This is a genomic window from Pseudomonas sp. DR48, assembly GCF_019823085.1.
Classification (GTDB): Bacteria; Pseudomonadota; Gammaproteobacteria; order Pseudomonadales; family Pseudomonadaceae; genus Aquipseudomonas.
Window position 1 is genome coordinate 4,270,165 of record NZ_CP081946.1, and the last position, 22,410, is coordinate 4,292,574.

Below are 22,410 nucleotides of genomic sequence, written 5' to 3' on the forward strand. Positions count from 1 at the left end.
GACCTCACAGAATCGCGGCAGCCTTGGTCAGGAACCAGATGATGATCACCACCAACAGGGCCCCGATGCCGACTACAGCACCCAAGTCCTTCCAGGTCTTGCGTTGGTTCTGCACATCGGCATACACCGTCAGCGAATGCCAGGCTACGCCGAGAAAAGCGAGTAGGGCGATTAGCAGACCGAGCAAAATGCCGCCGTCGTAGGCGTAGTTTTTGATCGTCTCGATCAACCCGGATCCTTCGCCGCGCGAAGGCGCTTCCATGGTGGGGAGTTCGGCAAAAGCCAGGCTTGGGCCGAGCACCAACAGCAGACTAATCAAGCGCTGGCTCGCACCATCACGCAGGTTGTTTTTCAGAGGGGCAAGGCACTTGAGCATGACGGTGATCTCCTGGATTAGGACAGGGTGAAGAACATCAGGACGAGTAGGGCGAGCAAGACGCGCGTGGCACTGCCGCCGAAGGCTCCAAAGCGCACACTGCCTGTCGCCCAACCCCGGTAGGCCGTCCACATCACCCAGGCACACCAAAGCAAAGCCAGGACGAGAACCAAGGAAAGCCATAGCGTCGAGCTGCTCTGCACCGAGAAACCGGAGGCGTTTTGGAACGCTGAGGTCTGGGCGTCAGTCATGCTCATGGCGAAGGCTCCGTGGACGGAGTGTCGAGGCGGTAATCGCCGACCAGTTCAGTGGGATCGCGGGGTTGAGCACGGGATGGAGAGAGATAGTTCTGCACACCTTGGCGGATGCGCTGAATGTCCTGAGACAGGCGTGGGTAGTCGAAACGATAGCGCTCGTCTAGTTCTGACGTGCTGGCTGTCTCCGCTCGTGTTGCAAGGCGTTCGATAGTATTGAGTTGCTGCTGAATTAGGCTGAGCTGTATCTGCTCATCAGCTGGTGCCGCATAGCTACTGCCATGAACGCAGGCCAGTGAAAGGAGTAAAGAACAGCGAAAAATGGTAGTCGACATGATGCTGCTCCACATGGATATGGAGCCAGCATCAAGTTAGAGGTTGAATTATTCAGTATTAAACGTGACATGGGATGTATCGCTTTTTTGCAGCCGTGCGGAAGAAGTTTGCTCACACATACGCCAGCTATCGATTGGGCGAAAAAGAGAGCCCAGTTTAGCAATCCTTCCCCGTTAATAATGCGTCGTTCATGCAGTATGAGTAGATTAACTCCTGCTTGAAAGCTGCATGGGTGACGAAGAGCTGATCATCGCTTAGTATGGGAATGTTCGTTTCCTCGTTCCCCTAACCTGAAGGAAGTTTCACATGTCTCGTTTGGCTGAATTTCGCAAGCTTGAGCAACAACTGGCCGAACAGCTAGCAGAGCTCGAGTCGATGAAAAGTGATTCCGGTCTGAAAAAAGAAATGGAATTTGAGAGCAAGCTACGTGCGCTGCTTGGCGAGTACGGCTTCAGCTTGAAGAACATCATTGGCATCCTGGATCCAGAAGCTGGCCGTCGGACCTCGACACCTGTAGCCGCCCCCGTAAAGGCAGTCCGTAAGGCTCGCGAAGTGAAGATCTACAAAAATCCGAACTCTGGAGAGGTGATCGAAACCAAGGGAGGAAATCATCGTCGACTGAAGGAATGGAAAGCCGAGTTTGGCGCAGACGTTGTTGACTCGTGGCGTACTCAGTAAAATCGAGTTGATGACAAGGGGCCTGTAAAGGCCCTTTTTTCTCGATGAGAATGATAAGTCCTGAATGCAAGTCTTGACCCAGTCCTGCGCCAGTTTAATTGGTGGTTAGATCCTTAATACTCCTCAAAATTTTGGACGTCTGCATTTCACTTGATGCTCTAACTCATAGTGGGATTTGAGAACGACCTTTAGCAGCTTAATTTGCATTCGTGTGGTGTATCAGTTTTCGGTCGCGGGATAACTATCCAAGCATCGGGATATGTAAATGAAACTTTGGTTTTTTCCGAATCAGAGATACTTCTTGAATGTAGTTGCCGTGATGGCCGTGGTGATGCCGAGCGTCACCGCACAAGGCAAAAATACGGCCGTGGGATCGAGCGAAAAGGGCAGAGACAGGTAAATGACCCAGGGCACGATCAGTAGTGGTATCACGGCTCGTTTAGCACGATGGTAGACAAAGCTGCTTTCTCGCCCAGCGCCAAATTTTCGTAGGTCTCGGCGCATCAGTCCATCGACAAAACCAGTAAACATTGCCAGCAGAAACAGGGGGGTGGCCAGGACCAGTATGGTCAGGCGCACGACGAAAGTGAAGGTCACATACACCGCGGCCAGCACGAAATTCTCAATGCTCACGTAGAGCTGGTTGATCCAGCTCCAGACGCCGTTGCCCTGGCTCGACACCCGCGCCTGCAGGGCAAAATCCGCAAAGCCGGTCTTGACCAGCAGCCACTGATTTAGGAAATCCAGCCACTGGACAATCGTTTGCCCGGGTTGTTGGAGGATGAGTGACGATTTGAAGTGCTCGCTGAGCCAGCCCAGTTCGCTGGTCAGCATGGCCTGACTATGCAGCCAGCCTTGATCTCCCCAGAAGAGCAACAGACCGACGAATTCGATGAGGATCGAAAACAGCAATGAGGCGACCAGCAAACCAATGATGCGCAGCATCAGGCTAATCGTTGAGACAATTAGCCCTGGATGTTGGATCGGTTGTGGCGGCGTGTTTTGTGTGGAAGTCGCCATCATTCACTCCATTGCGCGCCGCAGAGTTGATGCCGTCCTGACGCCTTCAGAATGTGTGTTTGCTTAATCGGAACCTAGTCAGAGTAGGGCTACCGCACCTGATCTAAATCGAAGTTAATTGTTGGGCCGCCACCACTCGCGCTCCACCATTGCCCTGCCTGCTCGTTGTAGGTCGCCCGCATCCGTTGAGTGAGTTCCTGCAAATCCTTGGGCATGGCATCGTCGTTGGAGGGTTTAGGCAAAGGCATACGGACTTTCCAGAGCTGGCCACCGACCTGGAAGGAGAACATTTGCCCTTTTGGCAAACTGACGATGTGTGCAGGCTCGATCAACGGCACGCTGGTGCTACTGACGCGGTCCTGTGAGGATGAGGTGAAGTCCGTGTTGGCCTCGGGATCGGAGGTGTCGGTGGCACCCGACACCAGGGTCTTGGTCAACACGTTTACCTTGGGCAATTGTTGAGTAAGCAGCTCCGCGGTGGCGGTCTCGCGTACACGGAGCATCTGCAGGGTGTTGAAGTTGCCGATGACCTGACCGGCCTTGGCGCGGTTGCCGATGCGCGCTTCGATATCACTGAGGGTCTGGGTGTAGGCTGTCACCTGGATGCCAGCGCCACCGCCTTTGTTGATCAGCGGGATGAATTCATCGCCCATCAGCTCATTGAACTCGTCAGCGTGCAGGTTGATCGGCAGCTTGTCGGTGCTCCTGCTCGATGTAGGCAGACCATGGTCGATACCATGTTTGTAGATATGGCCCGCGACCGAGACCAGATCGGCGAACATGGAGTTGCCCACGGCGGCAGCGACCTCGGCATCGGTCAGCGCATCCAGACCGACGTAGACGATGCCGCGTTTTCGGATGATCTGCATCCAGTCGAAGATCGGCCGTGGGTCATCTAGATCGGTGTAGTTGGGAGCCAGTAACTGGGCGGTCTTGCCGGTGGTGAGTTTCTCCAGCAGCGGTAGTAGCGAGGCGACGATTTTGTCGAAGTAGGTGCGGTCATACCGCACCGCTGAACGCAGTCCGTCCATTACCGGATCAAATACCCGCTTTACCGCCAGGTACTGTTCTATGGCCACCACCCGCTTTTCGCGCCCGATCATATGCCGGGGAATGTTCTTCTCGGTGAGCTTGCCTTCAAGCTGGACGATCACTTCCCACGCTTTTGAGTCAGTCTTGGCGAAAAACTGCTGGGCGTACTCGATGAACAGGGCGTCGATGTTGACCACATGCCGTTGGATCTGCAGGTAATCCGGGCGTCGGCCCAGCTCGATCAGGGCGCGGGCGATGATGTTGACGAAACGCCAGGCGAACTCACGAAAGGCCGCAGAGTTACCTTCACCACTGAGCTGTCCAGCAATGCGCGACGCCACTTCCGAGATGCGCCCGAAACGTCCCACGGCGTTGTAACGCGCGGAGATCTCTGGCCAGCCCAGATGGAACACATAAAATTCCTTTTCCCGACCGGCCCGTTTGGCTTCGACGTACATCCGCTTGAGCAGGTCAGCGTCGCCCTTCGGATCGAAAACGATCACTACCTCGTGTTCGATGCGGTGGATGTCCTGAGTAATGTACACCTCGGCGAGTCGTGTCTTGCCGACGCGGGTGGTGCCCAGCACCAGGGTATGCCCGACCCGTTCGCCCAGCGGCAGGCTGACTTCCGTTTCGTCGGGCTCGACCCCGTGCAACAGCGGCGAGCCACCGACCGGGGGCAAAGGGCGCAACGGATTGCAAGCATTGTCCCAGGCAGTGACACGCGCCAGTGACGAGAGTGGAAACGGTGCATGTTCCAGGCGCCGTTCGAGTCCACGTGCCAGGCGGTAACGGGTCGGTTGGTCGACATAGTGGGCGACTGCCGGATCCTGGGCCTCGACCAAGCGCTGGGTGTGCAGGCGGGTCCAGCGAAAGCCTCGGCCCATGAACAGAAGCTTGCGGCTGACCGGAATCTGTCGGCTGGTCAGCTCGTAGCGGGGCAGCCGGCGGATATTGCGCCGATAGCGCAGTACCTCCCAAGCTTGTTGCAGTCGGATCAGGCCGAACAGGGCATAGGCCAGCGCGGCAACCAGACCGATCTCGGGTGACAGGGCCACAGCCCAGGGCGAGTACACACACAACACCGCGGCGGCGATGCAGATCGCTACGGTATACAGCTCCACCGCTGGCCGGAGCTTGGACTCCATTGCATGCTCGGCCATGACCTGGGCTTACTGTTCTAGTGAGGTGGCAGTGATCAAGATGGGGTAGTGCTCGATCTGCAGGCGGGTGGCGATGTCGTTGCCGTTGACCGGCAAAATGGTGATGCCCGGAGCGGCTGCTCGAATCCGGGCCAGGGCTTCATTATCAGTCACCTCGACGGCGAGGCCATCTGCACCCATTTCCTGCAGTTCAGCCGCGCGTTGACGCAGCCAAGTCAGCGATTGGGGATCCTCACCGACCAGAAAAAATGGCCGCAAGCCCGGCATGTTCAGGGAGCGAGACGTGATCTGGCCGGGGCTCAAGTGAGAACTGCGGATGGGCAGTATCCAGGCTTCATCGGCAAACGTGGACAGGTCCGCATGCATGGCCCGATCAGGTTGGATCTTGTTGTTTATGGGCGGCCTGGAAACTTGAAAATGGGGTCGGGTGAAGTTGCTAGGCTGATCCTCGGCAACGGTCAGTTCCGGCTGGGCGAAAGGTGCCAAGAGCAGGATGCAATAACAGGCAATGGCGATTCGTTTCATGGTGGTGTGCCCAGTTCAAAGGAAATCAGCAGCTGTTCGAGTCTCTGGGAAAAGCCAGCACGGTAGCGTGCTGCCGGCGCGCCCCCTGCCGGACGGTGATAGCGCCCGGCAGCCAAGACCCAATCACCGGTGGCATCGTGATGCTCCTGCAACAGCGCGGCGGTCACGGCAAGATTTCGGTAGGGGTCGAGGGCTTCGCAAGGGCTGGAAAAACGTTTTCCGTGGTAGCCCAGGTTGGTTTGCCCAAGTCCAGCATCGACCCGCTTGGCGTCATACTGATTGAGCGCCTGGAGCAAGGCGTGACAGGCGGCCTGGTGAGTGGCGAAGCGGTAGGGGGTTCCGGCGATGTTCAAGGTCCAAGGCCAGGGCAGCAATCGACCACGGACGCGGATACCACTCTCCTGCAAGGCAATGGCGAACAGCACCGTAGAAGGGATGTCGGCGTCATGCGCCGCCAGTTGGTAGGCAGGAGGCGGAAGTTCGTCAGCCTGGACGGCAAGCACCGTCAGCAGGAGCGCAATACCACTCAGTCGAGGCGTTGCCATTGTCCATTCACCTGTTGAAATGTGGCAGGCAATGGCCCCGGAGCCCCCAGGCTGAACCAGCGACCCCGGTCATGGTTCAGGGTGATCTGACGGCGTTGGACCTTGGCCGGATCGATGTCTGCTTGCCGAGCCCAGCTACGGATGCGTTCATCCTCGCCTTGGCTGCCCACCAGGTAGATATCGAACGCCGTGTCACTGCTTTGCAGACGCTGCACTTCGGCGGTGCACGCGGGGCAGTGGTCCTCCACAAACAGGGCTTGGCGCGGCGCGACCGCTGAGCTGGCGGGGGACGGGGATGCCATGCCCTGGATCGGCAGCAGCCCAGGAAACAGCTTGGCCCAGGCCGCGGTGTAAGCGTTTTGGTAGGCCAACTCGCGCTCGGCGCGCTTGGCTTCCAGTGCTACCTGTAGTTCGGCATAGCGCTGGCGCTCTTGGTCGGTCTGGGCTTCGACTCCGAGTGCGGTCAACGGATCGAGGTTCGGGCTCCAGAAACCGCGCGGGCCAGCTTGGATCTGTTCAAAGCGCGTCCACTCCTGCTCCGTCAGACCCCAGCTCGCAGCCTGCTCAGAGTGAGAGCTCTCCAGCGGAGCGGACTGTGTGTCCTGGATCCGTGACTGTGTGGTGATGGGGTTACCCATCGCAACACCCGTGGTCAGCAGCGAAACCAGACAAACGACGAGGAGGAGTGGCGCTCTGTTCATGATTGCTGCTCAAGGGACTTGCACGGTCTGGTCTGGCTGAGCGGCCACCGCGAAGATGGCTGAGTTCAGCTCCAGCACTTTCAGACGCCAAGCGCCGAGTTGCTCACCGCTATGCAGCAGCCGGACATCCGTGAGCGAGCGACTGTCATGAGGTGCAACCGCCAGAAAACGCTCATCCCCGCGGGACTCGACACTCAACACTGAGAACGGTGGCGAGAGCGGGACGGGTTTGGGGCGAGCCTTCTGTTTCGGCTTGGTCGCGGAAGACGTTGGTGGTGGGGGTGATGGCTGGGTCTTGAGGTCCAGGAACTGCTGCTCGACGTACTCAAAACGTGCGCGTAGCGCTGTCAGGTCTGCCACGGTGGCGCGGTCTGCCAGACCGTCGTGCAGTTCCTGTATTTCTTGTGCCCATTGATCCAGCATCGGATCGAGGGTATTGGTCTGTTGCTCACCGGAATCGACCACCTGCTTCAGGTCTTTCAGCGCGTACTGCAGTTTTTCCTGTGCATCCTTGAGTGCGTTCGCATCACGTTGCAGGGTGTCCAGGGCTTGTTGGTATTGCGTGTTCGTGCTCTGTAGCTCGGCCACGCGCTGATACTGGTTATACAAACCACCACTCAGGCCGGCAATTACCAGGCAAAGAAGTCCGACAATGACGGTTTGAAACGTCGAGGCTTTCACGGGCGTGCCTCCGACTGATGAGGCAAGACGGGTGTGACCTGCACGACCCCGGCAACCATTTTCTGCTGTTCGAAGCAGACCGAACGGCTGACTTCGTCGGTCGTGAGTTGCCAGGCGGGGCCAGCCAGCACTTGCAACGCGCGGCGCAAAGAGATTGGGCCAAGCCGGTAATGGGCTGCGGGCAGAGACCGGGTAAAAAGTACCTTGACTGGATCGGCGGCAGGGCAGAGTGAATAACCCGAGCGCTGCAGCACAAAGTGCATTGCCTCCAGTACCGAAGGATTCAGGTTGGACGGGATACTCACGTCGATGATTTGGGCGAGAACATCGCGTTGTTCCGTGGTGGGCTCGGTGCTGACCAGCGTATAGCGGCCATAGCGGAGCACTCCCGGAGAGCTTCTTTCGGCTTTGCCCTTCCAGAGATAGGGTCGATTGGAGCCGCTGTCGATTTCTGGATTGATCGGCAATGAGGTGGGGATTGGCGCGGTGCAGGCGCTCAACAAGCCCAGCAGGCAGGCAGGCGTGAAAAAACGCTCCATGGAAAAAACCTCATGTCAGATTCAGTGCAGAACTTGACATGAGGTGATGGAGTGATTCAGTGATAAAACCGAGTCATAGCTAATCGCTTTAGAAGAGAGCGTTCGATTCATCCTCCATGATTTGATCTCATGATCGACTTGGGGGCATATCAAGGATCAAAACAGCGCCAGTGCATAGGAAACGATAAAGCGATTCTCATCGCGACGTCCTGTCGCATCACCGACCAGTTCGACGTTACGCAATCTGAACGACAGGTCTTTGAAGGTGCCGCTCTGGATGGTGTAACTGAGGTCGATGTTACGTTCCCATTCTTGACCGTCTTGTCCGTTAATCTTGAAGTTATCGCCATGAACATAACGTGCCATTGCCACCAGGCCTGGCAAGCCGACGCCTGCAAAGTCAAAGTCGTAACGTGCTTGCCATGAGCGCTCTTGCGCGCGATCGAAACGCAGCACCTGGACTGCGTTGGCCACACCGGGGAGGTCGGTGTCGTGAAGAAATGGCAAGGCGCTATCGCCCGCGTTGTACTGCAAACCAAAACGGAATGTTTGTGGGCCCAGATTGGCAGACAGCAGGGTCGACGCCATGCGACTGTCGAGCTTGCCTGCGAGTTCTTCGCCGGCTTCGCTGGAGGCAAGGTAATTGACCACGGCGCCGAGCTTCCAGGCGCCTACCGGTTGGTTGAGGGTGGTGGTGTAGAGCGTCTGACGATAAACGTCTTTCAGTTCGCCTTCCCACACGCCAACCGAGGCATTCGGCGCAATCCGCCAGGTCCCCCCAAGGTAGTTGAAACGGTCGCTTTCTACCGACAGGTAGTTACCGGTTTGCATCTTGCGGCTGCCGCTGAATTCACGATAGTTGACCGCGCGCATCTGGCCGAGATCGATATCGACATGGTCGAACTCGCGAACGCTGAGCATGGCGCCTTCGAAAAACTGTGGTAGCAGGCGCGCGTCACCGGCAGACACCAGCGGGATTTTTGGGAACAGGCCACCGACCTTCAGTTCGCTTTTCGATACTTTCATTTTTAGCGCACCGGTCGCCTCGGAATACTCATCAACGGAACGTGGATCGGCATTGCGCGGGCCGCCCGCGCGGTTGTAGGCACCGGGGAGCAAGGCCGAGCCGCTGCGGTCGGGCGAGGAGTCGAGCTTGATCCCGAGACCGGCATACATGTCCAGACCCAATCCGACCGTGCCTTCGGTGTAACCCGATTCAGCCTTGAGAATGAAGCCTTGCGCCCACTCCTCGATCTTCGATTGAGCCGGAGCTTTTGAATCCCGAAGGTCATGGTTGTAGTAAAAATTGCGCATCAGCACGGTGGCTTTGCTGTCGCTGACGAAATCGGCATGGGCCGCCAATGGCATGGCGCAGAGTGTCATGCAGAGGGTCATGGCGTGAGGCGATGAGGGTTTGATTTTCATTTTTTTGTTCTTTTTAGAGATGAGTGAACTCACCACCCGAGATTCTCGGGCGGGCAGGTAGGCGTCAGTTAACGGTTGAAGGTCAGGCTGAGAGGTTATCCGGGCCGTTGTGGGGGCTCGATCCATTCGAAACACAGGTCGGCCGAGAAGCATTCTCCAGGCGCCACGACTTGGGTGCCGCTCAGTTCTCCAAGCAGCGGTTGCAGGTTGAAACCATCCGCCAGGTGTGAAACCGGCTCGATGCACAGATAAGGCGAGCCTACTGGAGCGAACACCACCAGATGCGATAGTTCAGGGCTGGCTGTCAGGCGCAGGCGGCCCTGCGGATAGTCGAGATCGACCTTGCCCGCCCATTGCGACAGGTAATAGGCACAGGTCTCGGTTTGCCAGGACTGACTGTCGAATTGCATCGCCACGTCACCTGTCAGGTGCTGTCCGGTGCTCAGGTAATCCGCTGTGATCTGCCATTGGCGAGTGCAACTCAAACTGGCTTGCAGTTGCGGGTGAGCGAGGAAATACGGGTGCAGACCTAAACCGGCCGGCATCGGTGTTTCCCCTTTATTGAACAGTGCAAGCCGGATCCGCAAACTGCCGCCGTTCAGCTCGAAATGCTGCTCGGCCCGAATCGGCCATGGCCAGTGTGGGCCGCTGTAGTCCAGGCTCAGGCTAGCCTGGGTCGTCGACTGGCTATCGACTTGCCAGGCTTGGGTATGGCTGATGCCATGTAAGGTGTGCGGCAAAGCCTGCGGATGAGCGGGCAGCGCATAGTCCCGACCCTCGAAGCGCAACTGCGCGTTAGCAATTCGATTGGAGTAGGGGATGAGCGGATAGGCGCCGCCCTTGGGCCAGATCAGTGGGTCCAGCGACTGAGAGGCATCGATCGGCTGCAAAATTTCCAGGGCATGCTTGCGCACTTGCAGGCGACCGATTCGGCCGCCGTGCTCGGGGAGCAATTGCAGGCTCAGTTCGGCGTTTTGCAGGGTCAGTTGCTGAAAGCGGGTCGACATTGTCTGCTCCTGATTCAAGCGCGACGGAAGCGATCGAAGACGTTTTGATCCATCTGCTGGCCCAGACCAACGCCTTGCGGAATCTCGAACAAATGGCCTTTGCGCATGCCTTCGATGTCGTACAACCAGGCGTCCGGTTCGACGAACAGGTACTCGATCTGTGCGACCTGTTCTTGAGCGACCGCCAGGTGCAAGGTGGCGAGGAAGCCGGGGCCAAAGTAAGGGCAGTGTGGCAAGACCGGGGTGTTGTACTGCCGTGCGAGTTCGGCAATGCGCAAGCATTCACTGATGCCGCCGACTTTGGTCACGCTCGGCTGCACCGAGTCGACCGCTCCAGCCTTGAGCGCCTGCTCGAACTGGAAGGCGCTGCACCAGTTTTCACCGGCAGACAGCGAAACCCCCTGGCCGCGCAAGCTGTTCAAGGTCACGAAATCCTCCGGCGGGAAGATCGGCTCTTCCAGCCAGGCCAGCTGAAGATCTGCAAGCTTCGGTAGCCAGGCGCGGGTATCGGCAATTGACCAACTGCAATTCACATCAGTGGACAGCGGCACGTCGTAGCCGATGGCGTCCCGACATTGGGCGATTTCCCCCAGGGTCACTTCATGCAGCTTGATGTCCTTGAAACCCATGTTCAGTGCCTTGCGGCAGATGTCCGGCGCGACCTCGCCATCGGCGTAGCGCACCAGGCTCGCGTAGGCTGGCACATGGTTGCGCAGCTTGTCGGTAAACAGGCGATGCAGCGGCACGCCACGGCGCTGGGCCGCCAGATCCCAAAGCGCGATGTCCACCCCGGAAATGGCGAACATCGTCACGCCGTAACGACCGAACAGATGCAGCTGACGCTGAGTCTTCAGGTTCCAGGCGCCAATGTCCTCGACCGTGCTGCCCTCCAGCACTGGTGCGATTAATCGATCAATGGTGGCCTTGGTGGCATCTGCAGTGAAGTAACCAAATGCTTCACCCCAGCCTACATGCCCCTGATCATCCTCGATGCGCACCAGCACATTTTCCAGCGTGCGCCAGGTGGTGGGCGTGATGCCTTGGCCTTTGCCGCCGTCGTGAAAAGGGATTTCGACAATGAAGGTATCAACCTTGCGAATAATCATGCGGACTCCAGGCAGCTGGCCAGTGGGCTGACCGCATAGGCACCACCGAGGAGGTCTCGGCCGGAGCTTTGCGCGCACATGGCGTCGTAGTCGAGGTAGCCGGGAGCGATGAAGTCCTTGGCATTGTCCAGCGGGCGATAGCCCAGTTCCCTGGCTCGGGTGTTTTTGAAAAGTGGCTGTGGGCTTTCGGAGACCCCGTAAAGCACCTCGAAACGAATCTGCGGGTGCTCCATGCCGATGCACACCAACTGCGCCAGGTCACGGGAACTGACCCAGAGGCGCAACCGGCGGGCATCGCTGACCAGAGGGTCGGCGTTACCGATGCGAATCGCGCAGATCGCCATGTCGTAGCGTTGGGCATAGGTTGCGCAGGACGCCTCGCCAAACACTTTGCTCAGCGCGTAGTAGCTGTCCGGTGCCACGGGCAAATCGTCGAACGACTCGGCGGCATCAGTGCGATATTGCCCCAGCACATGATGACTACTGGCGAAGATAAACCGTTTCACACCGGACTTTTGCGCGGCCTCAAGCAATTGCATAGTCGCGTTGTAGTTGGGCTTGAGGGTGCTCTCGAAATGGATGTCGGTGCCGTGAGCGCAAGCCAGGTGCAGTACGCCGTCGACACCCTCTACCGCTTCGAGGATGTCTGCGGTGCGGGTCAGGTCACCGCAAAAGGCGCTTTCGTTTTCCGCCAAGTCGGTGATCGGCAGGCGATCGAACAGGCGCAGGGCGTAGTGCTCACGCAACAAGGGGCGCAGTGCCTTGCCGACAATGCCTGCGGCACCGGTAATCAGGATGGTTTGCATGTTTCGCTCCTCAAATGTGTTTGCGCATTGCTCAGCGAGGGTTCAGGCCGGCGAAAGGGATGGGGTCAAGGATTTTGGCTGGCCGACGAAGATCGCCACAATCAGCGCTCCGAGAATGCCCAGTCCACCAGCCAGGGCGAAGCCGCTGGCATAAGTACCGGACGTTTGGATGATGATCCCGGTGGCGGTTGGTGCGACGATCCCCGACAGGTTGGCCAGACCATGCATGAAGCCGCCGGCGGTACCGACTTGATGATCCGGCACGGCGTCCTGAATCAGCGACCAATAGGCGGGGGCGGTCAGCATCAGGAAGCCGATGGCGACGGTCATGACCACCACGCTTTGTGTCACGTCTTCGACCTGGCCGGTCAGTGCGATGCAGCACGCTGCTATCAGCAGGCAGGTCACCAGTACGACTTTGCGCGAGAACAACTGCTTGCCGGTGCGCTTGTAGATGTAGTCGATCAGCACACCACCACACAGGAAGCCGACGGTGCCCACCAGCCAGGGCAGCGCAGTGACGATACTCATGGACTTCAGATCGATGCCTTTGGCGTCGATCAGATAGCTGGGGAACCAGGTCATAAAGAAGTACAGGATGTAGTTGTAGCAAAACAGCGACACGCCGGTAACCAGTACCGAGCGCTGCAAAATGATTTCCAGCACCGGCGTACGTGGCGCTTCTGCAGCGGTCATGACCGGGACATCGCGTGCGGCGTTGATCAGGGCGATTTCTTCGGCGCTGACTTTCGGGTGTTCCTGGGGCGTTGAGGTTGCCATACGGAACCAGCAGACAGCCCAGATCAGGCCCATCACGGCCATCACGATAAAGGCCACGCGCCAGCCCAGCCAAAGAGCTAGGAAACCGACAATCGGCCCAGCCAATGCACCGCCCAGAGGGCCGCCCGCCTGGTTGATACCGATGGCGCGCGCCCGTTCCTTGATCGGGAACCAGTTGTTCACGGTTTTGTTGGCCGTGGTGGATACCGGGCCTTCACCCACACCGAACAGCGCGCGAACAATCAGCAGCGACCAGAAGTTGAAGGCCAGTGCGGTCAAACCGCAGAGGATCGACCAGCCGCTCATGGCGTAGGTGAGTACGCGCTTTGGGCCGTAGCGGTCGGCCAGATAACCGCCAACGAAGCAGAACAGCGCATAACCGATGAAGAAGCTGCTGAAGATCATGCCTTTTTCGGAAGGCGTGAGGTGGTATTCCTGGGTGATGAAGGGCATGGCGATGGACAGGGCAGCACGGTCCACGTAGTTGATGATCATGGCGATGAACAGCATCGTCAGGATCGTCCAGCGGTAGTTCTTTTTCTTGTGCATGTTGAATCTCCGGCCGGCATCTGGAGCATGCCGATTATTGTTTTTTTAGTGTTCGTTCGATCAGCTAGACGGACGTTCTTTTTGAGAACGCCCGTTTGAATCAGCCTCCATTCGGTGAAGTCCGATGAGGGCTCTGGCGACTGCTGACAGGTCAGTCGCTGTAATCGATGGCAGCCCATTCAAAGTATTTTTTCAGCTCTGCCACCAACGCCATGTGGGCAGGGTGAGGCAGGTAGCGCTGGACCGCTTCGGCATCATCGAACGTGGCTTCGAGCAGGTAGTCCCAGCAAATTGGCCGGTCCAGTTCGTTGGCCGAGACTTTCCAGTCGCGAACGAAATCGATGTCCTTTTCCAGGCCGTGCATCCACTGGACCAGGCGGGCTTCGAGTTCAAGGTTGGTGCTCACGTCGGGCAAACGACGGAACATCACAATGTGTTTCATCATGCTGTTTGCTCCTTATTCTTCGAGTGCCCAGGCCGGCGCGTCTTGCAGTGCCAGCGGCCGCAAAAAGCGTTGCAGAGCGGCATAACCGACCGATGTGGTTTGCGGTTGGGTCGACGCCGGCCATGGGCCGCCATGGTGTTGTGCGTGAGTCACAGCAACACCGGTCGGCACGCCGCTGAACAACACCCGACCGGCAATGCGTCGGGCGGCGCGGTACAAGCTTCGGGTCGGCTCGTCGGGGTTGTCGAAACCCCACAGGGTGACTGTCAATGTTCCGCCAATCGCCTCGATCACCTCGATTGCTTGCTCAATGGAGGCGACTTTGACCACTACGGCTGCGGGACCGAAGACTTCTTCGCGTAGTGTGGCGTTCTCGATAAATGCCTGCGCCGCTATTTCGAACAGTCGTGGTGCCGGGCCTTCGCCGTTGGCGTGAGGCGTAAACAGTGAGTGCGCGGCACTGGCCTGTTCCAGACTGGCAATGCCGTGATCGAAACCGCGACGCATGCTCGGCGTCAGCATGGGATGCGTTGGCAAAGGCTGCAAAGCGTCTGTCAGTTGCTTGATGAAACGCTCGCTGGCAGGGTGCTCCAGCAACACGATCACACCCGGGCTGGTGCAGAACTGACCGCAGCCCATGGTGATTGAGCCAGCCAGCGTTTTGGCCAGATGCTCACCGTCACGTTCGAGAATCTGCGGAAGGGCCACCAGCGGGTTGATCGAGCCCAGCTCACCAAAGAATGGAATCGGCCGAGGTCGCTCGTTGGTCGCTTTCCACAGTGCGCTGCCGCCCTGGAAGGAACCGGTAAAGGCCACTGCAGCAATCTGCGGATGTTCCACCAAGCGAACTCCGGCGGCCCGCGAAGCGCCTTCGACCAGCCCTAGAAGGCCTTGTGGTAATCCTTGTTCGGCGAGGACGCCAAGCGCGATCTCATACACGGCACGCGACAGTTGTGGATGGCCGGAATGGGCTTTGATTACCACAGGGCAGCCTGCGGCTAATGCAGATGCGGTATCACCTCCGAGCACCGAGAAGGCAAAGGGGAAATTGCTCGCGGAAAACATCGCCACCGGCCCCAGCGGTTCGGATACGCGGGTCAGCCGTGGCCGACCGACTGGAGGCGTGCCTGCTACCGCTTGATCATCAACACGGGCATAAGGCACTCCATTCAACACTTCAGTGGCGAACCCGCGGAGCTGGAAAGCCGTGCGGGTCACTTCACCGGTCAAGCGTGCCGTGCCCAAGTGAGTTTCCTCATCGGCCAGCGCAATCAATCGCGTTTGATGGCCTTCCAGTGCTGCGGCCAGGCCTTCGAGCAGTGCCGCGCGAACCTGAGGGCTGGATTGTGCCCAGAATGTCGCTGTGTCGGCGGCTTGCGCGACCACTTGGTCGATCTGAATCAGTTCTGATGTGCTCATTTCAAGCCTCCATTGAGAGGGTTGAGGTGGTAGCCCCGCGCTTGATAGTCGAAGTCCACCAGTTCATTGATGGCGACTTCCTTGTCTGCAGGCGAGGCGTAGTACGCCCGGATCTCTTTGATCAGTCCGCTGTGCGGGTCAAAGATGTACCACTCATCCCCACGCAAGGCCGTGCCGAGCTTGCCTTTCCAGTGGGTCCACTCGATCACCGCTTCGTGGCTGTCGTGGCTGACCAGAATTTTTTCGATGGTCCACTGCGAGCCCAGATTCTCCACACACCAGACCCACTTGGCGGCGATGGTTTCGGCGCTGCGCCAAGGGATTTCCGGCAAGCCGGCGGGGAAGTAATGCACGGCGTCCGGAGTGAAGCAGGCCACCAGTTCGTCGTGATCGGCGGCATTGCACGCAGCGAAGTAGCGGCGGATCAGGGCGGCGTATGGGTGTTCGGCGGGGGCTGACATCAGTTGCCCTCCTGCTGAGCGATGATGCTCGGAATCGGTTTGCGACCGTCAGCGATCCAGGCATGGTAAGCGGCAATGGCCTCCGGACCTGGCGGATAAACACCCCATAAGGCCTCGCCAGAAGCGATGCGCATGGCGAGGTAGTTTTCCAGATCGTCCTGGATCGAGCAGTACTCGGCCAGCTCCTCCGCGAGGTGGGCGGGAACCACGGTGATACCGTCCGCGTCGCCGACGATGACATCGCCCGGGTACACCGCGACGCCTGCGCAGCCAATAGGCACCTGCAAGTCCGCCACATGGTGGTACGAGATACGGGTGGTGGCGGTGATTTCCCGGGCATAGGCGGGTAGCGGCAGGGCGGCGATTTCGCTGCCGTCGCGCAGGGCTCCGTCGGTGATGATCGCTTTGGCGCCGCGAGCCAGCAGGCGGGTTACCAGAATGTTGCCGGCCGAGGCAGCGCGGGGATCATTTTGGCTGTCGATGACCAGCACATCCCCGGGCTGAATCTGCTCTACACCCTGCCATTGCAGGTTGTCGCCATTAGGCTTGGTGGTCATGGTGCCGTAAGTGTCGATGTCTTCCCGTGCAGGGATGAACCGCATGGTATAGGCGCGCCCGGCGAAGGGTTTGATGTTTTTGCTCAGGGCGCGCAGGCCGACCAGCGCCGGCTGGCGGAAACCGAGTTTGAACAATTGGGTGGTCAGCGAGCCGCTGCTGCAGCCGGCGAGCATGGTCAGCACTTCATCGCTGACCGTTACCTTGCGGTTCGCGGAATTGTCATACGCGTCAGCGTATTGGTGAATCTGCGTCATTCTTGTTCTCCTGGCTGAGTCATGCCGCTCAAATGCAGCGCGCATCTGGATGTTTATTCCCACAATTTGGGACTTATCTTCGGTGTTTTGTCTCGGGTTGAATTCGATGCTAAGACTTAATTGACTCGCGGAAAACGACGTTTATTCTGCGCAGACCGGTTTGTTCCAACGAGTGGGAATTTCTGATGACTACGTCCTCTGACGGCACTGGCGCCCTCGAAAAAGCCATGGATGTGCTTGAAGCCATTGGCTCAAAACCTGATGGCTTGTCCCAGGCCGATCTCGGCGCCCAACTGGGTCTGCCACGCACCACGCTGTACCGGATCATTGCCAGCTTGATCGAGCGCGGCATGATTCGCCGCGATCCGCTACGCAAGGTTTATCGGTTGGGGTTCCGCTATTTGGAACTGGTGCGCAACGCCTACCTGATGCCGGATCTGGTGGCCGCCGCCAGTTTCGAGTTGCGCTCGTTACGCGACCTGACCGGCGAAACGTCCTATCTTGCGGTACTCGATGGCAATCAGGTCATGTCGCTGGAGCGTTGCGATGGGGCACACACCCAGCGTTCGGCCGCAGCATTGGGTCAGAGCAAGCCGGTCTATTGCACGGGGCAGGGCAAGGCAATATTGGCGGCACTGGACGAAGTCAGCCGCGAAGAAATTCTCAAGGGGCTGACCCTCACCGCGCTTACCCCACTGACCATCATTGACCGGCGTCGCTTGCACACCGAACTGAAGATCACCCGGGCACGCGGTTATGCCATCGACGATGAGGAAATAGTGCTGGGGGTGCGCTGTGTCGCTGCCGCCATTCGTGACAACGCGGGCAGGGTTCGCGGCGCACTGAGTGTCGCCGGACCGGCTTACCGGTTGACCCTCGATCGCCTCGAATTGCTGGGCCCGGAACTGGCCGATGCGGCGCGGCGGGTAGGGGCGCAGCTGAGTGAATCCAGTGTTCGTATCGCCGACAGTGAAGTCGAGCTGGTGGAGGGTGCCTGGTCATTCAATGGCGCTTTTCCCCGTTGGTGTGAAGCGAGCCAAAGACTGTATTGGGCGGACACCCTGGCCCCGGCAATCTGGGTGCTCGATGCGCAGAGTGAACGAATTTTTGCCCGACTTGACGCCCCGATTTGTGCCATGGAACTGCATCGCGATGGCTTGCTGATCGCCCATGCCAACGGTTGGTCACTACTCGATAAGCAAGGGCAAGAGCATCCTTTGGTCAACTGGCCCGGCAAGCAACTGCTTGGCCTGGCCAGTCATCCCTCTGGCGCGCTTTGGGCTTGTCGGAGCAATGCAGGTGGCTGCTCACTTGGTGAGCTGGATACCCAAGGCGAGTTGCGTTCGTCATGGCAATTTCAGGAGCGCATCAGCGCGTTCTGTTGGGATGCGAACGGTGAGTCGTTGTTTGCCGTGGGACCTGACTCCGGCACCTTGTTCATCATGCAGACGGGGGCAAGCTCGGTGCGACGGTTCGCGTCTCTACCCAAAGGCTCAGGACGCTTGAGCGGCTTGGCGCTGGATGATCAGGGGGGCGTGTGGACGACCTTGCGCGATGGCTGGAGCCTGGTGCGCTTCAGCGAAGACGGCGGGCTCGACCGGACGATCGGTTTGCCGGTGCCAAGCCCCACGGATCTGGCGTTTGCTGGGCCGGAAAAAGACATGTTGTACATCACCAGTTCTCGTCACGACCTGACCATGGAAACCCTGAGCAACGCCCCTGCGTCGGGGCGTCTTTTTCGTGTTCGACCAGAGCTGACCGGTTTGGTGGCCAGGTGCACTGACTGGCGTGGTTAAAAGAACACTCGAATACGACTCACCCCCCCTCACTCATTACACAGGCCATCCGTCCTATGAGCGTGTCTCAACGCGAGCGTTATCCTTTGTCACTCGAGATGCAGGAGTTTGTGCGCGTCAACCAAGGCTTCGCGGCCGCCGACGCCAGCCTCAACGCCAGACGTGAGGCGTTTCTACGAGGCTGTCGGCATTTCACCCCGGTCAAACCTCAGGGCCTGCAGGTCACCGACACGACGCTTGGCAATCTACCTATTCGCCTTTACAAGCCTTCGGGCGGTGCCCCAAAACAAGCCTGGCCGGTACTGCTTTATTTGCATGGCGGCGGTTGGGATCTAGGCCACCTGGATACCCACGACTGGTTCGTTTATGCGCTGGCCAAACGGTTGAACCTGGTTATTGTCGCAGTGGCTTATCGTTTGGCGCCCGAGCATCCCTATCCTGCGGCGCTGGACGACTGCCTGACGGTCTGGAATGCCTTGCGGGCCGGTGAGTTAGGGGATGATTTGAGTCGCCAACAACTGGTGGTCTGTGGCGACAGTGCCGGAGGTACATTGGCAGCGGGACTGTGCATGACGTTACGTGCCAAGGGGGAGTCGCAGCCCTTGGGGCAGGCCTTGGTTTATCCCGTATTGACCACCGAAACCTTCCAGCCTTCTGCCACCCTCTATGCCGACGCGCCGTTGCTGTCGACTACGGGGCTAGAAGGTTCTTTCGAACGCTACCTCCCCGTTGCTCAAATGCGTAGCGAAGCATTGGCAATGCCGTTGATGGCCAACAATTTTAGAGGGCTCGCACCGGCTTTCATTGGTGTCGCCGAGTTCGACATTCTGCGTGACGAAGGCTACGCCTACCGGGATGCACTTGAGGCTGACCATGTTCCAGTCAGCCTCTACCTGGGCAAAGGCTTGCTGCACGGCAGTCTGCGTGCGCAGGGTGTCGAGCCAGTGGAGGCTTTTTACGATGCATTGGCGCAGTCAATTTCAACGTTTCTAGCGAACGCAAATGACTCCATTAAAGGGACGCCAAACGTTACAGATCTCGGTTGAGATCAGCTCTGATCTCAAGAGAGGGCAGTTCATAGTGACTCTCTGGACCACGAAAATGAACAAGGCGCCCGAAGGCGCCTGTAAGGGTTAAAGCCAGCCATGTTCGGCAAGGGAGAGAGGGTGACCTTCACCTACGATGAAGTGATCCAGTACGCGCACTTCGATCAAGGCCAAGGTCTCTTTCAACCGTGCGGTTAAGACGCGATCCGCCTGGCTGGGTTCTGTACAACCTGAGGGGTGGTTGTGAACTAAAATGGCGGCCGCAGCGTTATGCGCTAGGGAGCGCTTAACGACTTGGCGGGGGTAAACGCTGGCACCATCAATGCTGCCGTGAAAGAGCACTTCGAACGCCAGCACCCGGTGCTTGGCATCGAGAAAAATCACACCGAAGACTTCATGCTCTTGTTGCGCAAGGTGCAGTTTTAGGTATGAGGCCACAGCGTCAGGCGACGTCAGGTCAGGGCCACGGGTGAACAGCCGGCGATCTAGAATATGCAGCGCTTCGTCGATCACCTGGTTTTCTTGGACGATACGATCAGCCTCGAAATCCGAGGTTTCAATCAGTGTGAGTTGGGTGCTCATGGTGGTACCTCCGAAGGGAACAATCAGGGGTACACACCCGAAGGGAGTGGTGTCCCCGAGGTGGATAGAGAGTGGCGGGCATTAACCGATTGCGCGCTGTTTACAGCCGAGTGAATCGGTGGCGTTGACCGTGCAGGGGTGAGTCACAACCGTCGCAGGGCAATGGGGAAAAGGCTTTGATTCCCCAGCCGGTTTCGGGATCGAAGTCGGCACTGAAGGGCAATAACCGAACCAGTCCACGATGGATACCGGCGATACGCTTCCCGATTTCATCCGTCGTGTAGTAGAGCGATAACGTGCTGTAGTCCTCGTAAGCAGCCGCGAACAGGCAGTCGTCGCAAAGCCAGAAGGATTCCATGTAGGTTCTCCTGTGCTGATTACAGAAAAGGCGCTCGAGAGAGCGCCTTGATGAGGAACATCGTGGCTTGTTCAGGCGGACTGAACGGTAGGGGTGGCATCACGGTGGGCCGTGCGTGGAGCGGGTAGAGATTCAGGTTCAACCCGAGCCTCTGTTGGGTATTCGGTCTCCTCAGCTTCGGCATCAACCGACGTTGGAGAGGGTTCATTGATCGGCGCTTGCTCAGCAGGTGCTGTTGCTTCCTGCCTGGCGGGCGCTTTGTACTCGAACGTGCCGTTGACCTTGATCCAGTCGATGAACAGCAAACGACCTTTCAGGCTGGCGCCCGGTTGGCCTTGTTTATCGCCTTTCTCGTAGAGAAATGGATCGATCCACAGATCGCCGATACGGAACGACAGCAAGACCTTTTTCTCGGTGTTGACGGCGTCCATATAGAGACGAATCAAACGTTCAGCTTCACCCCCAGCGACTTTGCAGTCAAAGCGGGTGTACTCGACCGCATCGGTGGCACCGTGCAGGGCGGCGATATCGCAGGCCATGAACGGCTGGCCGCGGCGGACTTGTACTTCACGAACACGGTTGAGGTAACCGATACCGACAGTGTGCAGATTGAAGTATGTAGTTGCTTCTTGGGAGTGGTTGGCGTGGACCATGGTGGTTCTCCTGTTTCAAGGGAAAACGGTGACGCACAGTCCCTGACGGGGAAGTGAGCCCCCGTCAGGGTGGGTAAGGTGAAGGCAAGCGATGAGCGACTCGTCACCGGCAAGCCGATGACGATCAGAACGATGTGTCTGGGGAATAGCGGTGAAGCAGAAGAAAATCCGCGGTAGTGATCCGCGAACTTGCGGTAGTGGGCATTCATCACCGCTGAAGCGGTAACCGTGCGAGCCTCCGAACGCTGATCGCACTTGGGTAAACCACCACGAATGTGGCGTAGCCTTGAAGGTTCAAGCTACCTGGGCTGGGCCGTCAACGACAGCGAACCACGCCCTTTGTATAAGCCTGTCACAGGGGAGCGTCAAGACGCTGCAACCCGATTTTTTATGGCCGGAATACAGTGGTAGTCACTGGACTGAAGAAAGTGAAGAGTGGGCCTGGCGGGGTGCCAGGCGAGGAACAGAAAAGCCACCTTTGGCGGTCTTATGCAGTCACAAGCTCCTCGTAAAACTTGGTCTAACTGCGCCATGATTCGCCAACCGACCCTTGTCGTGGCCTGGGTCAGAACATGCTGGCACGCATCCGCGCACAAAAGGTGCCCAGTGTTTCCCCGGCGAGCTCCGGGACTGAATACGATCGCCGAAGCAGATGACCACTGTTGCCCTAGGGCAACAGTGGTCATCTGCCTCTACGATCAGGTCGAGCACAAAACGGGAACGACATCCCGCAAAAGAGAAGGCTCCGAACTCTAAGAGTTCGACCGAGCTGCCCGGAGCGAGTCGGTCTTGGGTCGCCGTTGGCGATGATCCTGCGGCACTACAGCAGAGAGGGTGGGACGACGTCAAGGCAGAAGGCGTCCCCCTTCGGCAGCCCCTATATCGAATGCGAGTGCATAAGCTCACTTGTTGGCGAGATGAGTAGCCAGGATAAAGGCAGGGGCGCTTTCTTTCAGACCGCTCAGCAGACCCGCGATCATCTGGCCCTGGTCATTGAGACGATTGCTCAACTCCGTCAGCAGTTCATCCATCCTGCAGTCGAAAATATCCGCTAACTGCATCAGCTTGACCACGGAAAGCTCCACCACACCCCGCTCCAGGAGCGATATGGCTTCACTGCCGATCCCCATGCGCTCAGCCCCCTCTTCTTGGGTCAGATTACGCTAGGTCCGGTGTTTCGCGATCATGCGCCCGATTTGGGCTTGGGTTGGATGTTTATGTGCCAAGTGATGAGTTCTCCAGTTCAACTTGAATGGTTGAGCAAAGACCCATTGACATGAACATCCTTAACGGTTTGGTATCGACTTTTAAGGTT

Annotated in this window: 26 protein-coding genes; 3 read left to right on the top strand and 23 right to left on the bottom strand. The window is 58.2% G+C overall.

Features of this window, described 5'->3' with window-relative positions; genetic code table 11:
* Positions 1-4: 4 nt before the first annotated feature.
* Genes K5K95_RS19380 through K5K95_RS19390 form a run of 3 tightly spaced genes read right to left on the bottom strand, consistent with a single transcriptional unit; the run spans position 5 to position 965 of the window.
* On the bottom strand, positions 5-376 hold the full coding sequence (locus K5K95_RS19380; RefSeq protein WP_222585619.1) for a TIGR03745 family integrating conjugative element membrane protein: 372 nt from the start codon (positions 374-376) through the stop codon (positions 5-7).
* 17 nt (positions 377-393) lie between these two features.
* Positions 394-633 (bottom strand): TIGR03758 family integrating conjugative element protein, encoded by a 240-nt coding sequence (locus tag K5K95_RS19385; RefSeq protein WP_222585620.1) that lies wholly within the window; start codon positions 631-633, stop codon positions 394-396.
* Positions 630-965, bottom strand: coding sequence for an RAQPRD family integrative conjugative element protein (locus K5K95_RS19390; protein WP_222585621.1), 336 nt, complete (start codon positions 963-965; stop codon positions 630-632). The genes K5K95_RS19385 and K5K95_RS19390 overlap by 4 nt, the downstream gene beginning before the upstream one ends.
* Positions 966-1,272: 307 nt before the next feature.
* On the opposite strand from K5K95_RS19390, the gene K5K95_RS19395 reads away from it, so the two are divergent.
* Positions 1,273-1,644, top strand: coding sequence for a histone-like nucleoid-structuring protein, MvaT/MvaU family (locus K5K95_RS19395; protein ID WP_222585622.1), 372 nt, complete (start codon positions 1,273-1,275; stop codon positions 1,642-1,644).
* A gap of 288 nt (positions 1,645-1,932) precedes the next feature.
* On the opposite strand, the gene K5K95_RS19400 is transcribed toward K5K95_RS19395, so the two are convergent.
* The 16 genes from K5K95_RS19400 to K5K95_RS19475 form a co-directional block, all read right to left on the bottom strand.
* Positions 1,933-2,664, bottom strand: a complete 732-nt coding sequence (locus K5K95_RS19400) for a TIGR03747 family integrating conjugative element membrane protein (protein WP_222585623.1) — start codon at positions 2,662-2,664, stop codon at positions 1,933-1,935.
* An 89-nt stretch (positions 2,665-2,753) separates the two neighbouring features.
* Positions 2,754-4,859, bottom strand: a complete 2,106-nt coding sequence (gene traD, locus K5K95_RS19405) for a type IV conjugative transfer system coupling protein TraD (protein ID WP_222585624.1) — start codon at positions 4,857-4,859, stop codon at positions 2,754-2,756.
* A 9-nt stretch (positions 4,860-4,868) separates the two neighbouring features.
* The gene (locus tag K5K95_RS19410) at positions 4,869-5,384 is read right to left on the bottom strand and encodes an integrating conjugative element protein (RefSeq protein WP_222585625.1); all 516 of its coding nucleotides are present in this window, start codon (positions 5,382-5,384) and stop codon (positions 4,869-4,871) included.
* On the bottom strand, positions 5,381-5,929 hold the full coding sequence (locus tag K5K95_RS19415) for a lytic transglycosylase (RefSeq protein WP_222585626.1): 549 nt from the start codon (positions 5,927-5,929) through the stop codon (positions 5,381-5,383). Before K5K95_RS19415 ends, K5K95_RS19410 begins: the two co-directional genes overlap by 4 nt.
* Positions 5,911-6,630, bottom strand: a complete 720-nt coding sequence (locus K5K95_RS19420) for a TIGR03759 family integrating conjugative element protein (protein WP_222585627.1) — start codon at positions 6,628-6,630, stop codon at positions 5,911-5,913. Before K5K95_RS19420 ends, K5K95_RS19415 begins: the two co-directional genes overlap by 19 nt.
* Before the next feature lie 9 nt (positions 6,631-6,639).
* Positions 6,640-7,311 (bottom strand): chemotaxis protein, encoded by a 672-nt coding sequence (locus K5K95_RS19425; protein WP_222585628.1) that lies wholly within the window; start codon positions 7,309-7,311, stop codon positions 6,640-6,642.
* The gene (locus tag K5K95_RS19430) at positions 7,308-7,850 is read right to left on the bottom strand and encodes a PilL N-terminal domain-containing protein (protein WP_222585629.1); all 543 of its coding nucleotides are present in this window, start codon (positions 7,848-7,850) and stop codon (positions 7,308-7,310) included. The genes K5K95_RS19425 and K5K95_RS19430 overlap by 4 nt, the downstream gene beginning before the upstream one ends.
* A gap of 156 nt (positions 7,851-8,006) precedes the next feature.
* Entirely contained in the window at positions 8,007-9,275 is a 1,269-nt protein-coding gene (locus tag K5K95_RS19435; RefSeq protein ID WP_222585630.1) for an OprD family porin, read from the bottom strand.
* Between the two features lie 95 nt (positions 9,276-9,370).
* Entirely contained in the window at positions 9,371-10,282 is a 912-nt protein-coding gene (locus K5K95_RS19440; protein WP_222585631.1) for an aldose 1-epimerase, read from the bottom strand.
* A gap of 14 nt (positions 10,283-10,296) precedes the next feature.
* Positions 10,297-11,388 (bottom strand): mandelate racemase/muconate lactonizing enzyme family protein, encoded by a 1,092-nt coding sequence (locus K5K95_RS19445; protein WP_222585632.1) that lies wholly within the window; start codon positions 11,386-11,388, stop codon positions 10,297-10,299.
* Entirely contained in the window at positions 11,385-12,194 is an 810-nt protein-coding gene (locus K5K95_RS19450) for an NAD-dependent epimerase/dehydratase family protein (protein ID WP_222585633.1), read from the bottom strand. Before K5K95_RS19450 ends, K5K95_RS19445 begins: the two co-directional genes overlap by 4 nt.
* A gap of 42 nt (positions 12,195-12,236) precedes the next feature.
* On the bottom strand, positions 12,237-13,523 hold the full coding sequence (locus tag K5K95_RS19455) for an MFS transporter (RefSeq protein WP_222585634.1): 1,287 nt from the start codon (positions 13,521-13,523) through the stop codon (positions 12,237-12,239).
* A 151-nt stretch (positions 13,524-13,674) separates the two neighbouring features.
* Entirely contained in the window at positions 13,675-13,968 is a 294-nt protein-coding gene (locus K5K95_RS19460; RefSeq protein WP_222585635.1) for a Dabb family protein, read from the bottom strand.
* A 12-nt stretch (positions 13,969-13,980) separates the two neighbouring features.
* Positions 13,981-15,387: an aldehyde dehydrogenase (NADP(+)) gene (locus K5K95_RS19465; protein ID WP_222585636.1), complete on the bottom strand. Its 1,407-nt coding sequence runs from the start codon at positions 15,385-15,387 to the stop codon at positions 13,981-13,983.
* A complete protein-coding gene (locus tag K5K95_RS19470) occupies positions 15,384-15,848 on the bottom strand; it encodes a nuclear transport factor 2 family protein (RefSeq protein WP_222585637.1) in 465 nt (154 codons plus the stop codon). Before K5K95_RS19470 ends, K5K95_RS19465 begins: the two co-directional genes overlap by 4 nt.
* The gene (locus K5K95_RS19475) at positions 15,848-16,660 is read right to left on the bottom strand and encodes a ribonuclease activity regulator RraA (protein WP_222585638.1); all 813 of its coding nucleotides are present in this window, start codon (positions 16,658-16,660) and stop codon (positions 15,848-15,850) included. Before K5K95_RS19475 ends, K5K95_RS19470 begins: the two co-directional genes overlap by 1 nt.
* Before the next feature lie 185 nt (positions 16,661-16,845).
* Between K5K95_RS19475 and K5K95_RS19480 the strand changes: the two genes are divergently transcribed.
* Together K5K95_RS19480 and K5K95_RS19485 are read left to right on the top strand one after the other, a co-directional pair.
* On the top strand, positions 16,846-18,456 hold the full coding sequence (locus K5K95_RS19480) for an IclR family transcriptional regulator C-terminal domain-containing protein (protein ID WP_222585639.1): 1,611 nt from the start codon (positions 16,846-16,848) through the stop codon (positions 18,454-18,456).
* A gap of 56 nt (positions 18,457-18,512) precedes the next feature.
* The gene (locus K5K95_RS19485) at positions 18,513-19,502 is read left to right on the top strand and encodes an alpha/beta hydrolase (protein WP_222585640.1); all 990 of its coding nucleotides are present in this window, start codon (positions 18,513-18,515) and stop codon (positions 19,500-19,502) included.
* 87 nt (positions 19,503-19,589) lie between these two features.
* Here the strand turns inward: K5K95_RS19485 and radC are convergent, their stop codons facing one another.
* The 4 genes from radC to K5K95_RS19505 all read right to left on the bottom strand — a co-directional run bounded on the left by radC (position 19,590) and on the right by K5K95_RS19505 (position 22,225).
* Entirely contained in the window at positions 19,590-20,084 is a 495-nt protein-coding gene (gene radC, locus K5K95_RS19490) for a RadC family protein (RefSeq protein WP_222585641.1), read from the bottom strand.
* Between the two features lie 100 nt (positions 20,085-20,184).
* Positions 20,185-20,442 (bottom strand): hypothetical protein, encoded by a 258-nt coding sequence (locus K5K95_RS19495; protein WP_222585642.1) that lies wholly within the window; start codon positions 20,440-20,442, stop codon positions 20,185-20,187.
* Between the two features lie 71 nt (positions 20,443-20,513).
* Positions 20,514-21,095: an STY4534 family ICE replication protein gene (locus K5K95_RS19500; RefSeq protein ID WP_222585643.1), complete on the bottom strand. Its 582-nt coding sequence runs from the start codon at positions 21,093-21,095 to the stop codon at positions 20,514-20,516.
* A gap of 902 nt (positions 21,096-21,997) precedes the next feature.
* Positions 21,998-22,225, bottom strand: coding sequence for a hypothetical protein (locus K5K95_RS19505; RefSeq protein ID WP_261398001.1), 228 nt, complete (start codon positions 22,223-22,225; stop codon positions 21,998-22,000).
* Between the last annotated feature and the right edge of the window lie 185 nt (positions 22,226-22,410).

What these genes read in the sequence shown, in the direction of transcription:
- K5K95_RS19380 (WP_222585619.1), bottom strand. Translation starts at nt 376, where the DNA reads ATGCTCAAGTGCCTTGCCCCTCTGAAAAACAACCTGCGTGATGGTGCG.
- K5K95_RS19385 (WP_222585620.1), bottom strand. Translation starts at nt 633, where the DNA reads ATGAGCATGACTGACGCCCAGACCTCAGCGTTCCAAAACGCCTCCGGT.
- K5K95_RS19390 (WP_222585621.1), bottom strand. Translation starts at nt 965, where the DNA reads ATGTCGACTACCATTTTTCGCTGTTCTTTACTCCTTTCACTGGCCTGC.
- K5K95_RS19395 (WP_222585622.1), top strand. Translation starts at nt 1,273, where the DNA reads ATGTCTCGTTTGGCTGAATTTCGCAAGCTTGAGCAACAACTGGCCGAA.
- K5K95_RS19400 (WP_222585623.1), bottom strand. Translation starts at nt 2,664, where the DNA reads ATGGCGACTTCCACACAAAACACGCCGCCACAACCGATCCAACATCCA.
- traD (WP_222585624.1), bottom strand. Translation starts at nt 4,859, where the DNA reads ATGGCCGAGCATGCAATGGAGTCCAAGCTCCGGCCAGCGGTGGAGCTG.
- K5K95_RS19410 (WP_222585625.1), bottom strand. Translation starts at nt 5,384, where the DNA reads ATGAAACGAATCGCCATTGCCTGTTATTGCATCCTGCTCTTGGCACCT.
- K5K95_RS19415 (WP_222585626.1), bottom strand. Translation starts at nt 5,929, where the DNA reads ATGGCAACGCCTCGACTGAGTGGTATTGCGCTCCTGCTGACGGTGCTT.
- K5K95_RS19420 (WP_222585627.1), bottom strand. Translation starts at nt 6,630, where the DNA reads ATGAACAGAGCGCCACTCCTCCTCGTCGTTTGTCTGGTTTCGCTGCTG.
- K5K95_RS19430 (WP_222585629.1), bottom strand. Translation starts at nt 7,850, where the DNA reads ATGGAGCGTTTTTTCACGCCTGCCTGCCTGCTGGGCTTGTTGAGCGCC.
- K5K95_RS19435 (WP_222585630.1), bottom strand. Translation starts at nt 9,275, where the DNA reads ATGAAAATCAAACCCTCATCGCCTCACGCCATGACCCTCTGCATGACA.
- K5K95_RS19440 (WP_222585631.1), bottom strand. Translation starts at nt 10,282, where the DNA reads ATGTCGACCCGCTTTCAGCAACTGACCCTGCAAAACGCCGAACTGAGC.
- K5K95_RS19445 (WP_222585632.1), bottom strand. Translation starts at nt 11,388, where the DNA reads ATGATTATTCGCAAGGTTGATACCTTCATTGTCGAAATCCCTTTTCAC.
- K5K95_RS19450 (WP_222585633.1), bottom strand. Translation starts at nt 12,194, where the DNA reads ATGCAAACCATCCTGATTACCGGTGCCGCAGGCATTGTCGGCAAGGCA.
- K5K95_RS19455 (WP_222585634.1), bottom strand. Translation starts at nt 13,523, where the DNA reads ATGCACAAGAAAAAGAACTACCGCTGGACGATCCTGACGATGCTGTTC.
- K5K95_RS19460 (WP_222585635.1), bottom strand. Translation starts at nt 13,968, where the DNA reads ATGATGAAACACATTGTGATGTTCCGTCGTTTGCCCGACGTGAGCACC.
- K5K95_RS19465 (WP_222585636.1), bottom strand. Translation starts at nt 15,387, where the DNA reads ATGAGCACATCAGAACTGATTCAGATCGACCAAGTGGTCGCGCAAGCC.
- K5K95_RS19470 (WP_222585637.1), bottom strand. Translation starts at nt 15,848, where the DNA reads ATGTCAGCCCCCGCCGAACACCCATACGCCGCCCTGATCCGCCGCTAC.
- K5K95_RS19475 (WP_222585638.1), bottom strand. Translation starts at nt 16,660, where the DNA reads ATGACGCAGATTCACCAATACGCTGACGCGTATGACAATTCCGCGAAC.
- K5K95_RS19480 (WP_222585639.1), top strand. Translation starts at nt 16,846, where the DNA reads ATGACTACGTCCTCTGACGGCACTGGCGCCCTCGAAAAAGCCATGGAT.
- K5K95_RS19485 (WP_222585640.1), top strand. Translation starts at nt 18,513, where the DNA reads ATGAGCGTGTCTCAACGCGAGCGTTATCCTTTGTCACTCGAGATGCAG.
- radC (WP_222585641.1), bottom strand. Translation starts at nt 20,084, where the DNA reads ATGAGCACCCAACTCACACTGATTGAAACCTCGGATTTCGAGGCTGAT.
- K5K95_RS19495 (WP_222585642.1), bottom strand. Translation starts at nt 20,442, where the DNA reads ATGGAATCCTTCTGGCTTTGCGACGACTGCCTGTTCGCGGCTGCTTAC.
- K5K95_RS19500 (WP_222585643.1), bottom strand. Translation starts at nt 21,095, where the DNA reads ATGGTCCACGCCAACCACTCCCAAGAAGCAACTACATACTTCAATCTG.
- K5K95_RS19505 (WP_261398001.1), bottom strand. Translation starts at nt 22,225, where the DNA reads ATGGGGATCGGCAGTGAAGCCATATCGCTCCTGGAGCGGGGTGTGGTG.